A 13,172-nucleotide genomic window follows, 5' to 3' on the forward strand; every position below is an offset into this window, starting at 1 on the left:
TCCGCGGCTGGAAAACAGCGCGAATTCCACCTCGTCCCCTGCGCGTCCAAAGGGCGCGCCACGCTCTAATGGCTTGCCGCAAGCAACTCTTGCCATTACTGCGGGAGAGACTCATTCCACACACCGAAGGTAGTGATGGCAAACGCAGCGTCAATGCGCGAAGAAGCGGAATCGATTGCCGTGAAGGCCCTGGGCTTCGTCGCCTCCGATCCGGAGCTTCTGGCGCGCTTTCTGGCAATCACCGGCATAGAGGTCCATTCGATCCGCAAAGCCGCCAGCGAGCCGGGTTTTCTGGCCGGTGTCCTGCAATTCATCCTCGCCCACGAGCCGACTCTGATGCGCTTTGCCGAGGAAACCGGCACCCCGCCGGCGGCTGTCGGCAAAGCCTTGCGGTCGCTGCCGCTGGGCGACGACAACCACGAGCATTCCATATGAGCGATGATCCGGAAACCGCGCGCCAGATTGAAGAACTGGCAGCCGACGACCGCCCCTTGCTTGTCCTCGATGTCGACGATGTCGTGCTCGAATTCATCCGACCGTTTCCGAATTTCCTCAAGGCGCGCGGCTATGGCCTGACGCTGGCCTCCTTCCGGCTGACCGGCAACATCGCAGAGACCGCCAGCGGCCGCCTGGTCGAACAGCCCGAAGTCACGGCACTGCTGGCCGATTTCTTTGACGCGCAAGCCGATTGGCAAAACATTACTGACGGCGCGTCAGAAGCCCTGGCAGGGCTTGGCGATCGCGCGGAAATCATCTTGCTGACGGCCATGCCGCACAAACACCGTGCCGTGCGTCGCGTCCATCTCGACGCGCTTGGGCTGAGCTACCCGCTTCTGACTACTGAAATGGCCAAAGGACCGGCAGTGGCCAAGCTTCGCGGCAAGGCCGGCCGACCGGTGGTCTTCGTCGACGATCAGCCGCACAATCTGGCGTCGGTACGGGAATCGGTCGCCGACGCCGAACTGTTCCACCTGATGGCCGACAATTCGCTGCGCGCATTCCTGCCGCCGGTGACGGACGATGTGGTCGTCGTCCAGGACTGGCACGAGGCAGCGCCCAAGATCGCAAGCGCGCTGGGGCTCTGAACTCCAAGCTTCAGGGGTTCAGTTCGCCCCTGCGCCGCCGCTGTCCTCTCCGCTGTCATCGGCGCCGTCACCATCATCCATGCTGTCGTCCACGGCCGGATCGGCGGGCTTCAGCATGACGCCATTGACGGTGACCGAGCCATCGGCCTTGGCATTGACAATCCATTCCAGCCGGCCATCGGGCAGCGTCTTGCCAAAGCCCTTCGCCATGAGAGCGACTGGCACGTATTGGCCAACCTCCGGTTCCGACTTTGCCGCTTCCTGCAGGCCTTCGACAAGCTTGTCGAAGCCGGCGACATCGACGGTTACGCTTCCTTCGGGCTTTTCGCCTGGGAATGTCATCTCGCCTTCCAGCGCGATCTCCGTGTCCTTGTTCTTCACGGTGCTGTGGCCAAGCACGACCTTCGGCATCTTGGCCAAGAAGTCGACTTTAAGCTGCTCGCCGAATTCGGCCGACAGAGGGGGATTCTTATTGAGATCAAAGGCTTCGATCGCCTTCTTCGCCATGCTGTCGAGATCGATATTGGCGCCGCCAAAGTTCAAATCGACATCGGTGGGCAACAACCCCACGCTCCAGCTCGGCAGAAGCTGGGTCGGCACGCTCAGCCCCGATGCCTTGATGCCGTACGTGATCGTGCCGTTCTGGGCCACGCCATCGGTGCCGAACACGGTGCTGAGCTGGGTGGCGCCGAAATTGCCGACCGGGCTTTCCACCGCAAAATCCTTGAAACCGTAGGTCCCGTCGATACGCTGCCAAAGCGGCAAGGCGGCGAGCAGAAGCGATTTGAGCTGCGCCTGGTTGGCCTTCAGCGTCGCCTCGTCCTCGTTGGCCACCGCAAATGCCAGGAGATCGAGCAATGGCTTGGTCCGCACGCCCTTGCCGCTGGCTTCGACCGACAGTTCCGGCGACCTGACGGTGACCGGGAATTTCAACCCGCTCTCCGGATCGTCGAAATTGATCGCTTCGACAAAGCTCGACACCTTTTGCGAGGTTGTGAAATCGACGCCCCCGGCCGCCGACTTGGTCGCGGCAACGGTCGCGACGCCGGCGCCCGTGCTGGCTTCCATGCGCTGCTTGGCATCCTTCGATGCCATCGTCACGCCGGCCATCGAGCTGGTGCCGCTGGTAAAGGCCGCCAGATTTGGATCGTAGACGCCCGAACCCTTGCCGTCCTTGATCGAAAACTGAGTGCTTTGCAGCCCCTCGGGTCCATTGAACTCGAAGGAGGCGGTTTGGGAGAAATCCATGGAGACATCCCAGGACCCGTCGCTGCGCGGCTTGACCATCAGGGCATAGGGCGCGAAGTCGAACTTCAGCAGTTTCTGGTCCGGAAACGATGCGGCAAGTGCCTTGAAATCGAACAGGATCCTGTAGGCGCCACCTTCAAGCGAAACCTTCAAAATGCCTTTGTCGATGGCCTGCTTGCCGACATAGCGGGACAAGTCGTCGGACAATTGCTTCGCACCCTGACTGTCGACGGTCTGACCGAACGCAGGCGCGCTCAACGCAAGGAGGAAAACGAATGGCAGGGCACGGTTCACGCGAATTCTCCGTTTGACCTAATGCATGTCGCCCAAAGTGGGTCCTGGTTTGGGAGAACGACATGCATAAACAAAACCCCAAAGCGCATGCGCTTTAGAAGGTACGTCCGTCTGGTATGAAAATACTGCTGCAACCGCAAGGTGAGATCAACAAGCCACGAGCGGACCTCATCAAAGCACCAGCCGCATCAGCGGGCGGCCGGCCTTGCGTTCCACCAGCCGCTCGAAACCCGCCTTCTCGAAGATCCGCGACGAGCCGACGAACAGGCCGATCGAGCGCGAATCGCGAGACAGGTCCATCGGGCACGCCTCGAGCAGCCGGGCTCCATTCTGGCGGGCGAAATCGATGCCGCCTTCGACGAGGCGATGCGTGATGCCCCTGCCGCGCGCCTTGGCGCGGATGAAGAAGCAGGAGATCGCCCAGACGCCCGGATCCGCGGCGTCGGCAGGATCGACCGGTGCCGAGCCCCTGCCCTGATTGTTCCATTCGGGTACGTCGGCGCGCGGTCCGATCTGCATCCAGCCGACCGCCTGGCCATCCTCGAATGCCAGCAGTCCGGGCGGCGGGCCGGCCTCGATACGCGCCTTGATGTGGTCCTTGTTGCGTTCCCGGCTGCTCTCGCGGCGCATCGCCGGCGCCAGCCGGAAATGCGTGCACCAGCAGCCGTAGCAGGCGCCTTGCTTGCCGAAGAGGTCCTCGAATTCAGCCCAAAGCTCGGGTGCAAGCGGCGCTATGGTCGTGCTCATGCGTTCTCCCCAGGCCAGCCTTGTCGCTGGCCTTGCACTGTCGTACCATTGCTTCTGTTCTCTTTATGTTCGCAGCGATGGCGGCCCCTGTCAACAATCCCGATCACGGCTTTTGCCGCGACTGCCTGACGTTTCAGCGCAGCCAGGCGCGCCGCTGCGAGCGCTGCGGTAGTCCTCGGCTTGTGCGTCATCCAGAGCTTTACCGGCTGCATCTGGCCCATATCGATTGCGACGCCTTCTATGCGGCGATCGAAAAGCGCGACAATCCGGCGCTCAAGGACAAGCCGCTGATCATCGGCGGCGGCAAGCGCGGCGTCGTCTCCACCGCATGCTATATCGCCCGCATCCAAGGCGTGCGCTCGGCCATGCCGATGTTCAAGGCGCTCGAAGCCTGCCCGGAGGCGGTGGTCATCAGCCCCAACATGGAAAAATACGTGCGCGTCGGCCGCGAAGTGCGCGCCATGATGCAAGCGCTGACACCGCTGGTCGAGCCGCTGTCGATCGACGAGGCGTTTCTCGACCTCGCCGGCACCGAACGGCTGCACGGCCTGCCGCCCGCTGTGGTGCTGGCGCGCTTCGCGCAGGCCGTCGAGAAGGAGATCGGCATCACCGTTTCGGCCGGCCTGTCCTATTGCAAGTTCCTCGCCAAGATTGCGTCTGACTTTCGCAAGCCGCGCGGTTTCTCGGTCATCGGCGAGGCCGAGGCAGTCGGCTTCCTCTCGGCGCAGCCGGTGACCATGATCTGGGGTGTCGGAAAGGCATTCAACGCCACGCTGGAGCGTGACGGCATCCGCACCATCGGCCAGTTGCAGCAGATGGATCGCGGCGACCTGATGCGCCGCTACGGCACGATGGGCGACCGGCTCTACCACCTTTCGCGCGGCGAGGACGTCCGCCGCGTCGATCCCGACCAGGATGCCAAGAGCGTATCGGCCGAAACCACCTTCGACACCGATATCGCGTCGCTGGAGGAACTGGTCGCGGTTCTCAGGGGCCTTTCGGAAAAGGTCTCGGCACGGCTGAAAAAGTCAGGCATTGCCGGGCGCACCGTGGTGCTGAAGCTGAAGACCCAGGATTTCAAGCTGCGCACGCGCAATCGCCAGCTCGGCGATCCGACCCGGCTCGCCGACCGCATCTTTCAGACCGGGGTGGAGCTTCTGCGCAAGGAAACCGACGGCACGAAGTATCGGCTGCTTGGCATCGGCGTCAGCGACCTCTCGGACGACGACAAGGCCGACCCGCCCGATCTGGTCGACATCCAATCGCGCAAGCGCGCCATGGCCGAAGGCGCCATCGACGCCCTGCGCGACAAGTTCGGCCGCAAGGCGGTGGAAACCGGCTACACATTCGGCAAGGGCCGCCACACCCATCCGCCGGAGCCGCTCGAGGATTAGGTGCGCTGCAGATCAATCCTGCTCGTCACCACGCTCTTGCCGGTTTTCGGGTCGGTGTCGATGACGGTCAGCCGCATGCCCTTCTCGCCGCGTTTCTCGACCTTCATCTGCGCCCTTCGGTCGCCATTGACCTCCTTGGCCCAGCGAATGCCCAGGTTGATCGCGTTGCCCGAACGGCTGCCGTTAAGCTGCGCCGGTCCCGTGCGAGAGCCGACATAGGTGCCGCTGTATTTGGCACCGCTGGCCTTCAGGTCCGCGCTGATGGCGCGCGTGACCACGACAAGTCCCCGGCAATTGCCGTCGAGCGACAGGGAGGTCGATGTCGCGTTCGAGCTGAACGTGCAGGACACGTTCACGGTCGGCGCATCGGTGGTGACCTTGACGATACCCTTGCCGGCGAAATTGCCCTTGAACGCCTGGAGAAATTGGGCCTCGTCGGCATGTGCCGCGCCTGCCGCAACCAATAAGCCGCCGGCAAGCGCGAATTGCGCGAAGGATCTCATTGAAGCTCTCCTTGTCGATCTTGAAAAAGGCGGGACGGTCCGCGAGCACGGCTGACCACCGGAACTCAACGCCACTTGCCGTTTCAGGTTCCGCCCGCCACACGACTGTTTTACAACATCCAGCCAGTCGCGACTGGCCCAGAAGAATGCCTTGTGTAGCGATTGCGGCAGAAGCCCTCGCCTGCGACACAGCGCGAATGGCACCCACCCCCTCGATCCCCAAGGCCGCGTTCTGGATGGCACTGTCGATCGCTTCCTTCCTTGGGATGACGGTCGCCGGCCGAGCCACGACAGCGGAGCTCAACGTCTTCCAGGTGCTTGAGTTGCGCTCTGTGATCGGCTTCTTCATTCTTCTGCCGCTGGTGATGATGAGTGGCGGTTTTCGAGCCATGCGCACGCAGCGCCCCATTGCCCATATCGCCCGCAACGTCATCCATTACACGGGCCAGGCGGCCTGGCTCTACGCCCTCACTTTGATCCCGCTGGCGGTGCTGATCTCGATCGAATTCACCACGCCGATCTGGACAGCTATCCTGGCGGTGATTTTTCTGGGTGAAAGGCTGAACCGGCCCAAGCTGGCAGCGATCGGGCTGGGGCTGATCGGCGTGGTGATCATCGTGCGCCCCGGTGTCGGCTCGGTCGACCCTGGACATCTCGTCGTGCTGGGTGCCGCGGCCTGCTTCGGCATCTCGGTGGTCACGATCAAATCGCTGACCCGGACTGACAGCGTCGTGCGCATCATCTGCTGGATGCTGATTATCCAGTCGATGGTCGGTCTCATCCCGGCGCTCTATACGTGGCGCAATCCGCCACTGGAGCTATGGCCGTGGATCGTGCTGATCGCTTTCACCGGCATGTCGTCGCATTTCTGTATGGCCCGCGCGCTTGGCTATGCCGATGCGACCATCGTCTCGCCGATGGATTTTCTGCGCGTGCCGCTATCGGCGCTGATTGGCTGGCTGCTCTATAGCGAGCAGATCGATGCTTTCACCGCCGGCGGCGCGCTGCTGATCCTGATGGGCAATCTGCTCAATCTTCAGCGCAGGGCTATAAAGCCGGCCGAAGTGGCGGCGTCGTAGTACCCGGCCGTCAGTTCCCTTCGTCGGGTATGTTGAGAAGATGACCGCAGGCTTTGCAATGCACGGCGTCCGGCTCGTGCCGCCGCAAGCCGCACTGCGGACAGGGAAACAAAACCTTGGCTGGCCGGAAGATCGCCTGAGCCAGTCTGACAAACAGCGATATGCCGATGATCATGGTGACGATTGCGGTCAGCTTGCCGGCTATGCCCGGCAGCACGATGTCGCCGAAGCCGGTCGTCGTCACCGTGGCGACGGTGAAATAAAGCGCGTCGACATAGTTTTCCAGACCGGCGCCAGTGCGGAAGAAGAACGTGTAGACGAAGCCGGTGATGACGAACAGGAAGGTCAAAAGGTTGATGACCGCGTGGCTGGCCTCGCGCCACGGCCTCAGGCCGCGCATCTCCAGATGCCGCCAGAGCGAACCGCTGCGCGACAGCGACCACAGCCGCAGGATGCGCAGGAAGGCGAGATTGGCGAACGCCGTCGGCATCAGCAGCGTCAAAAGGATGAAGACATCGACCCACGACGTCGGCTGCTTCATCAGCCGCAGCATGTTTTTGGAGGCAAGCAGCCGGGCGACCAGATCCGCGGCGACAAGCGCGGCCGCCGAATAGTCGAGCCAGAGGAAGGACGGCTTGTCCTGAAGAACCGGCGTCGCGATGAAGAAGGCGATGATGGCGAGGTCGATGACGACGGCCACCAGTTGGAACCGGAAAGCGGCCGGCGTGCGCCCATGATAGAGCCTGCGCAGCCTGTCACGCAGCCGCGCCAAGGCTGAAACCGCCTGCGACCCGTTCCTCTGCGCCGGCTTCATACTGACTGCGCTGGCGTTCGCGGCAGCGACCGCCCGGCTGACCGCCGCGCGCGAGAAAGAGCGGGGGTCACACCAGCTCCACTTCGACCACACCCGGCACCGCGCGCATCGCCGAAGCGATCTGTGGCGAAATCCGGTAGCGGTTCGGCAACTCGATTTCGATTTCCCCCTCGCCCTCTTCCTTGATCAGCACGAAGCTGACCTGGCCTTCGCCCCTGACGGTCAGTTGGCCGGCCAGCGTGTTGATCGGCGAGGCGTTGCGCACGAAGATGCGAAGTGCCTTCTGGATACGGCTTGCCTCGTCCTCCAGCGACTGCACTGAGTTGATGCGCAGATTGACGCCTTCCGGCCTGTCCTCGGCGGCAACGGTGATGACCACGGAGCGGCCGGCCTCGAGCAGATCTCGATATTGCGCCAGTCCTTCGGAAAACAGCACGGCTTCGTACTGGCCGGATGTGTCGGAAAAGGCGATAACGCCCATCTTGTTGCCGGTGCGCGTCTTGCGCTCCTGCTTGGACGTCACCGTGCCGGCCAGACGGCCGGCGGCGGCACCGCGTTTGACGGCCGCCGAAAACTCGGCCCAGGTCTGAACCCGCATCTTCTGCAGGGCTGCCTTGTACTCGTCGAGCGGGTGCGCCGAGAGATAGAAGCCGACCACCTGGAATTCACGGTGCAGCCGGTCGGCGGCGAGCCATGGCTCTGTCGCCGGCAGATTGAGTGCCTGCGACTGAGCGCCGAGCGAAGCGCCGAAGATGTCGTGCTGGCCGGAAACCGCGTTCTGCTGCGCCAGCGACGCCAGTCCCATCATGCGTTCCACGCCCGACATCATCGATGCGCGGTCATGGCCGAAGCAATCGAGCGCGCCGGCCATGATCAGGCTTTCGAAGACGCGCTTGCCGACGATCTTGGGATCGACCCGCTCGCAGAAATCGGCGAGGTTCTTGAACGGCTTTTCGCCACGCTGGGCAACGATGTGCTCGACCGCCGCATCGCCGACGCCCTTGAGCGCTGCCAGCGAATAGTAGATGCGGTTCTCACCGACCTCGAAGGGGCGAAAGCTCGACATCACCGAAGGCGCCAGAACCTCGATGCCAAGGCGCAGCGCGTCCTGGCGGAAATCGGCCAGCTTGTCGGTGTTGCCCATGTCGAGCGTCATCGACGCTGCCAGGAACTCGACCGGATAATGCGCCTTGAGATAGGCGGTCTGGTACGAAACCACCGCATAGGCGGCGGCGTGCGATTTGTTGAAACCATAGTCGGCGAACTTGGCCAGCAGGTCGAAAATGAAATCGGCTTGCGGCTTGCCGACGCCACGCTCGACCGCGCCGGAGACGAAGCGCTCACGCTGCTTGTCCATCTCGGCGCGGATCTTCTTGCCCATGGCGCGGCGCAGCAGATCGGCTTCGCCGAGCGAGTAGCCGGACAGCTCCTGCGCGATCTGCATCACCTGTTCCTGGTAGACGATGACGCCTTGCGTCTCCTTCACCAGATGGTCGATCTTGGGATGGATCGACGCCATCTCCTCCTCGCCATGCTTTCTGGCGTTGTAGGTCGGAATGTTCTCCATCGGACCGGGGCGGTAGAGCGCGACCAGCGCGATGATGTCCTCGATGCAGTCGGGCCGCATGCCGATCAGCGCCTTGCGCATGCCGGCGCTTTCCACCTGGAACACGCCGACCACTTCGCCGCGCGACAGCATGGCGTAGGTCTCGGGATCGTCGAGCGGGATCGTTGCCAGGTCGATCTCGATGCCGCGCCGGCGGATCAGCTTGACCGCCGTCTCCAGCACGGTCAGCGTCTTCAGGCCGAGGAAGTCGAACTTCACCAGCCCGGCCTGCTCAACATATTTCATGTTGAACTGGGTGACGGGCATGTCCGAGCGCGGATCGCGGTACATCGGCACCAGTTCCGACAGCGGCCGGTCGCCGATGACGATGCCGGCGGCGTGCGTCGAGGCGTGGCGGTAAAGGCCCTCCAGCTTCTGCGCCATGTCGAGCAGCGTCTGGACGATCGGCTCCCTCTCGGCCTCTTCGGCAAAACGCGGCTCGTTGGCGATGGCGTCGGCGAGCTTGACCGGATTGGCCGGGTTCTGCGGCACCATCTTGGAGAGCTTGTCGACCTGGCCATACGGCATCTGCAGCACGCGGCCGACGTCGCGAAGCACGGCGCGGGCCTGCAACGTACCAAAGGTGATGATCTGGCCGACCTGGTCGCGGCCGTATTTCTGCTGGACGTAGCGGATGACCTCTTCACGCCGATCCTGGCAGAAGTCGATGTCGAAGTCGGGCATCGACACGCGGTCGGGATTGAGGAAGCGCTCGAACAGAAGCGAGAAGCGCAACGGATCGATATCGGTGATGGTCGTCGAATAGGCGACCAGCGAGCCTGCGCCCGAACCGCGGCCAGGCCCGACCGGGATGCCTTGCGCCTTGGCCCATTTGATGAAGTCGGCAACGATCAGGAAGTAGCCGGGAAACTTCATCTTGGTGATGATGCCAAGCTCGAAATTCAACCGCTCGCGGTATTGCTCGACCGTATAGCCTGATGTCGGGCCATGCATGGCGAGGCGCGCGTCGAGCCCCTCATGCGCCTGGCGGGCCAGTTCGTCGGCTTCCGCCTGCACCGCGACGTCATTGTCGGCGACATCGCCGCCGGTGAAGCGCGGCAGGATCGGATTGCGGTTTTTGGGATAATAGGAGCAGCGCAGCGCGATCTCGACAGTGTTGTCGATCGCCTCTGGCAGATCGGCAAAGAGCCTGGCCATATCGGCCTGGCTGCGCAGGAAATTGTCCGGCGACAGCCGGCGACGATTATCGGCGGCCACGACCGATCCTTCGGCGATGGCGATCAGCGCGTCATGTGCGTCATAGTCGTCGCGAGAGGAAAAGAACGCCTCGTTGGTGGCGACCAGGGGCAATTCATGCGCATAGGCCAGATCGATCGAGGATTTCTCGATTACGCGATCATAACCGGAAACCCGGTCCAGTTCGACATAGAGGCGATCGCCGAACATTGCCTTCAGGGTCAAAAGCCGTGCCTCGGCCAGATCGCGGCGATCTTCCTTGATGGCGGTGCCGATCGGTCCGCGCGGCCCACCGCTGAGGCAGATCAACCCGTCACAAAAGCCTTCCATCATTTCCGTGGTCAGGTGCACGGCTTCGCCCGGCGGCGTTTCGAGGTAGACGCGGCTGACCAGCCTGACCAGGTTGGAATAGCCGGCCTCGGTCGCGGCAAGCAGGACGACCGGCCGCATATCGGGACCCTGCCGCCTGCGGTCGCGCTGGCCATCGCTGTTTTCGCCGGAAAAGGCGAGCGCCGTTTGACAGCCGATAATCGGCTGAATGCCGTCCTTCACCGCCTTCTGCGCGAATTCCAGGGCGCCGAACAGGTTGTTGGTGTCGGTGACGGCGATGGCCGGGGCTTCGTCCTTGACCGCATGAGCGACCACCTTGCCGATCTGCAAGGCGCCTTCCAGCAGCGAATAGGCCGAATGCACGCGCAGATGGACGAAGGGCCGCGCCGGGGCCTCCGGCCGCGCCGCAGCAATCGCTGCTTCGCGCTTCAGGGGATCGCGGGGAAGTTTTTCGTCGGCCATGGTGCTGCGTGAAGGTCCTTGAGTCGATGGAGATGTATTGTCCGGGACCGCGCGATGCCAGTCCAGCACAAACCACTGCTGATCACAGGCTGCCTGCCCGGCTAGCCCTAAGCAAACTCCATGATCACCGCGTCGACAGCCAGGCTGTCGCCCGGTTTGGCGTTGAGTTTGGAGACGACAAGGTCGCGTTCAGCACGCAGCACGTTTTCCATCTTCATCGCTTCGACCACCGCCAAGGTCTCGCCGGCCTTGACCTCCTGGCCTTCGGCAACGGCAATCGACACGACAAGGCCAGGCATCGGGCAAAGCAGCAGGTTCGACGTGTCCGGCGCTACCTTTTCGGGCATCAGCCTTTCCAACTCGGCGGTGCGCGGCAGCATGGCGCGCGCGGTCACCGACATGCCCTTCCAGGCAATGCGAAAGCCATTGGCAACCGGCCTGACCTGAGCCGTAACCTTGCGCTTGCCGACCGTGCCGCGCCAGACCAGGTCGCCCGGCCGCCAGTCTGATGCAACGGTCAACGCCCTGCCGCCCTCGATCGACAGATCGATTTCCATCGGAATGGAAATCATGCCCTCGATAATCGAGGCCGACAGATAGTCATCGCCGATCTTCACCACCCAGTCGCGCTTCAGCGCTCCCGAATGCGGCGCCAGGCGCCCGCCCAGCCGGTCAAGCCGATCACGCCGCAGCAATTCCACCGCGGTCGCGATCGAGGCCAGAACGGCCTTCTCGTCATCGTTCGGCACGACCGGCGTGAAGCCGTCGGGATATTCCTCGGATATGAAAGCGGTCGATATCCGCCCTTCCCGCCAACGCGGATGCTGCATCAACGCAGCCAGGAACGGAATGTTGTGCTCGATACCGTCGACGACGAAGCTGTCGAGCGCTTCCGACATGGCATCGATGGCTTCCAGACGCGTCGGCGCCCAGGTGCACAGCTTGGCGAGCATCGGATCGTAGAACATCGAGATTTCGGAGCCTTCGGTGACGCCGGTGTCGTTGCGGATGACGACATCGCCGAATTGTCCTTCCTCAGGCGGCCGGTAGCGCGTCAGCCGGCCGATCGAAGGCAGGAAATTGCGGTAAGGGTCTTCGGCGTAGAGCCGGCTTTCCACCGCCCAGCCGTTCAGTTTGACGTCGCTTTGCTTCAGGCCAAGCTTCTCGCCGGCGGCGACGCGGATCATCTGCTCGACCAGATCGATGCCGGTGACGAGCTCCGTCACCGGATGCTCGACCTGCAACCGTGTATTCATTTCAAGGAAATAGAAGTTTTTCTCGCTGTCGACGATGAATTCCACGGTGCCGGCGCTTTGATAATCGACGGCCCTGGCCAGCGCCACCGACTGCTCGCCCATGGCCTTGCGTGTCGCGGCGTCCAGGAATGGCGATGGCGCCTCTTCGGCGACCTTCTGGTTGCGTCGCTGGATCGAGCATTCGCGCTCGCCGAGATAGAGCGCGTTGCCATGCGCGTCGGCCAGCACCTGGATTTCGATGTGGCGCGGATCGACGACGAATCTCTCGATGAAGACACGATCGTCGCCGAACGAACTCTTGGCTTCCGAGCGCGCGCGGTCGAAGCCGTCGCGCACTTCGGCCTCGCTCCAGGCGATGCGCATGCCCTTGCCGCCGCCGCCGGCCGAAGCCTTGATCATCACGGGATAGCCGATCTCGCCGGCGATCTTTTCGGCATGGTCGGCATTCTCGATGACGCCGAGCCAGCCGGGCACGGTGGAAACCTTGGCGGCGTTGGCGAACTTCTTCGATTCGATCTTGTCGCCCATCGCCTTTATGGCCTTGGGCTTCGGGCCGATGAAAATGATGCCTTCCGCTTCCAGCGCTTCGCAGAAGGCCGCCCGCTCGGACAGGAATCCGTAGCCGGGATGCACGGCCTGGGCTCCCGTTTCCTTGCAGGCGGCGATGATCTTTTCCGGGACGAGATAGCTCAGCGCGGCTGGCGAAGGCCCGATATGCACCGCCTCGTCGGCCATCTCGACATGCACGGCATCGCGATCGGCATCGGAATAGACGGCAACCGTGGCGATGCCCATCTTGCGCGCCGTTTTGATGACGCGGCAGGCAATTTCGCCGCGATTGGCGATCAGGATCTTGGTGAACATGCGAAATGTCATCCCCTCGGGTCGGCCGTTCCTTTTATGGCCTGTGCTTGCAGGGTCAAGCCGACCATGCAATTCACTGCCTTTCAATCGACTTGCGATTCCAATTCATCGCTGTGGCCCAGTCGGGGAGCCAGCTGCCAGTTGATCGTGTCGGCAAAACCTGAAACCTTGGAAAAAAATCGCATTGGAGGACGCCTGATGAAAACCCGCGCCGCTGTCGCTGTCGCCGCCGGAAAGCCGCTGGAGATCATGGAGGTCGACCTCGACGGCCCACGTGAGGGCGAGGTTCTGGT

The 13,172-nt window shown here is 62.8% G+C and carries 10 protein-coding genes; 4 read left to right on the forward strand and 6 right to left on the reverse strand.

Going from position 1 to position 13,172, the window contains the following annotated elements; genetic code table 11:
* Positions 1 to 135: 135 nt before the first annotated feature.
* Entirely contained in the window at positions 136 to 435 is a 300-nt protein-coding gene (locus AC0L2U_RS29245; protein ID WP_292139213.1) for a DUF3572 domain-containing protein, read from the forward strand.
* Positions 432 to 1,085, forward strand: a complete 654-nt coding sequence (locus AC0L2U_RS29250; protein WP_292139211.1) for a hypothetical protein — start codon at positions 432 to 434, stop codon at positions 1,083 to 1,085. The genes AC0L2U_RS29245 and AC0L2U_RS29250 overlap by 4 nt, the downstream gene beginning before the upstream one ends.
* An 18-nt stretch (positions 1,086 to 1,103) precedes the next feature.
* Here the strand turns inward: AC0L2U_RS29250 and AC0L2U_RS29255 are convergent, their stop codons facing one another.
* Complete coding sequence (locus AC0L2U_RS29255; protein ID WP_473603052.1) at positions 1,104 to 2,627, reverse strand: hypothetical protein; 1,524 nt, start codon at positions 2,625 to 2,627, stop codon at positions 1,104 to 1,106.
* A gap of 171 nt (positions 2,628 to 2,798) precedes the next feature.
* The gene (locus tag AC0L2U_RS29260; RefSeq protein ID WP_127396904.1) at positions 2,799 to 3,374 is read right to left on the reverse strand and encodes a GNAT family N-acetyltransferase; all 576 of its coding nucleotides are present in this window, start codon (positions 3,372 to 3,374) and stop codon (positions 2,799 to 2,801) included.
* A gap of 65 nt (positions 3,375 to 3,439) precedes the next feature.
* On the opposite strand from AC0L2U_RS29260, the gene AC0L2U_RS29265 reads away from it, so the two are divergent.
* Positions 3,440 to 4,768 carry a DNA polymerase IV gene (locus AC0L2U_RS29265; protein ID WP_127396905.1) on the forward strand — a complete coding sequence of 443 codons (1,329 nt, stop codon included), beginning with the start codon at positions 3,440 to 3,442 and terminating at the stop codon, positions 4,766 to 4,768.
* On the opposite strand, the gene AC0L2U_RS29270 is transcribed toward AC0L2U_RS29265, so the two are convergent.
* The gene (locus AC0L2U_RS29270; RefSeq protein ID WP_127396906.1) at positions 4,765 to 5,271 is read right to left on the reverse strand and encodes a hypothetical protein; all 507 of its coding nucleotides are present in this window, start codon (positions 5,269 to 5,271) and stop codon (positions 4,765 to 4,767) included. The genes AC0L2U_RS29265 and AC0L2U_RS29270 overlap by 4 nt on opposite strands.
* Positions 5,272 to 5,468: 197 nt before the next feature.
* On the opposite strand from AC0L2U_RS29270, the gene AC0L2U_RS29275 reads away from it, so the two are divergent.
* Entirely contained in the window at positions 5,469 to 6,350 is an 882-nt protein-coding gene (locus AC0L2U_RS29275) for a DMT family transporter (RefSeq protein WP_127269138.1), read from the forward strand.
* A 10-nt stretch (positions 6,351 to 6,360) separates the two neighbouring features.
* On the opposite strand, the gene AC0L2U_RS29280 is transcribed toward AC0L2U_RS29275, so the two are convergent.
* From AC0L2U_RS29280 to AC0L2U_RS29290, 3 genes are all read right to left on the reverse strand, one after another.
* Positions 6,361 to 7,164, reverse strand: coding sequence for a potassium channel family protein (locus tag AC0L2U_RS29280; RefSeq protein WP_127270750.1), 804 nt, complete (start codon positions 7,162 to 7,164; stop codon positions 6,361 to 6,363).
* A 67-nt stretch (positions 7,165 to 7,231) separates the two neighbouring features.
* Positions 7,232 to 10,759, reverse strand: coding sequence for a DNA polymerase III subunit alpha (gene dnaE, locus AC0L2U_RS29285; RefSeq protein ID WP_128363240.1), 3,528 nt, complete (start codon positions 10,757 to 10,759; stop codon positions 7,232 to 7,234).
* A gap of 107 nt (positions 10,760 to 10,866) precedes the next feature.
* Positions 10,867 to 12,879, reverse strand: coding sequence for an acetyl-CoA carboxylase biotin carboxylase subunit (locus AC0L2U_RS29290; RefSeq protein ID WP_127396931.1), 2,013 nt, complete (start codon positions 12,877 to 12,879; stop codon positions 10,867 to 10,869).
* Positions 12,880 to 13,172 lie beyond the last annotated feature (293 nt).

This window comes from Mesorhizobium sp. WSM4808 (assembly GCF_055811675.1).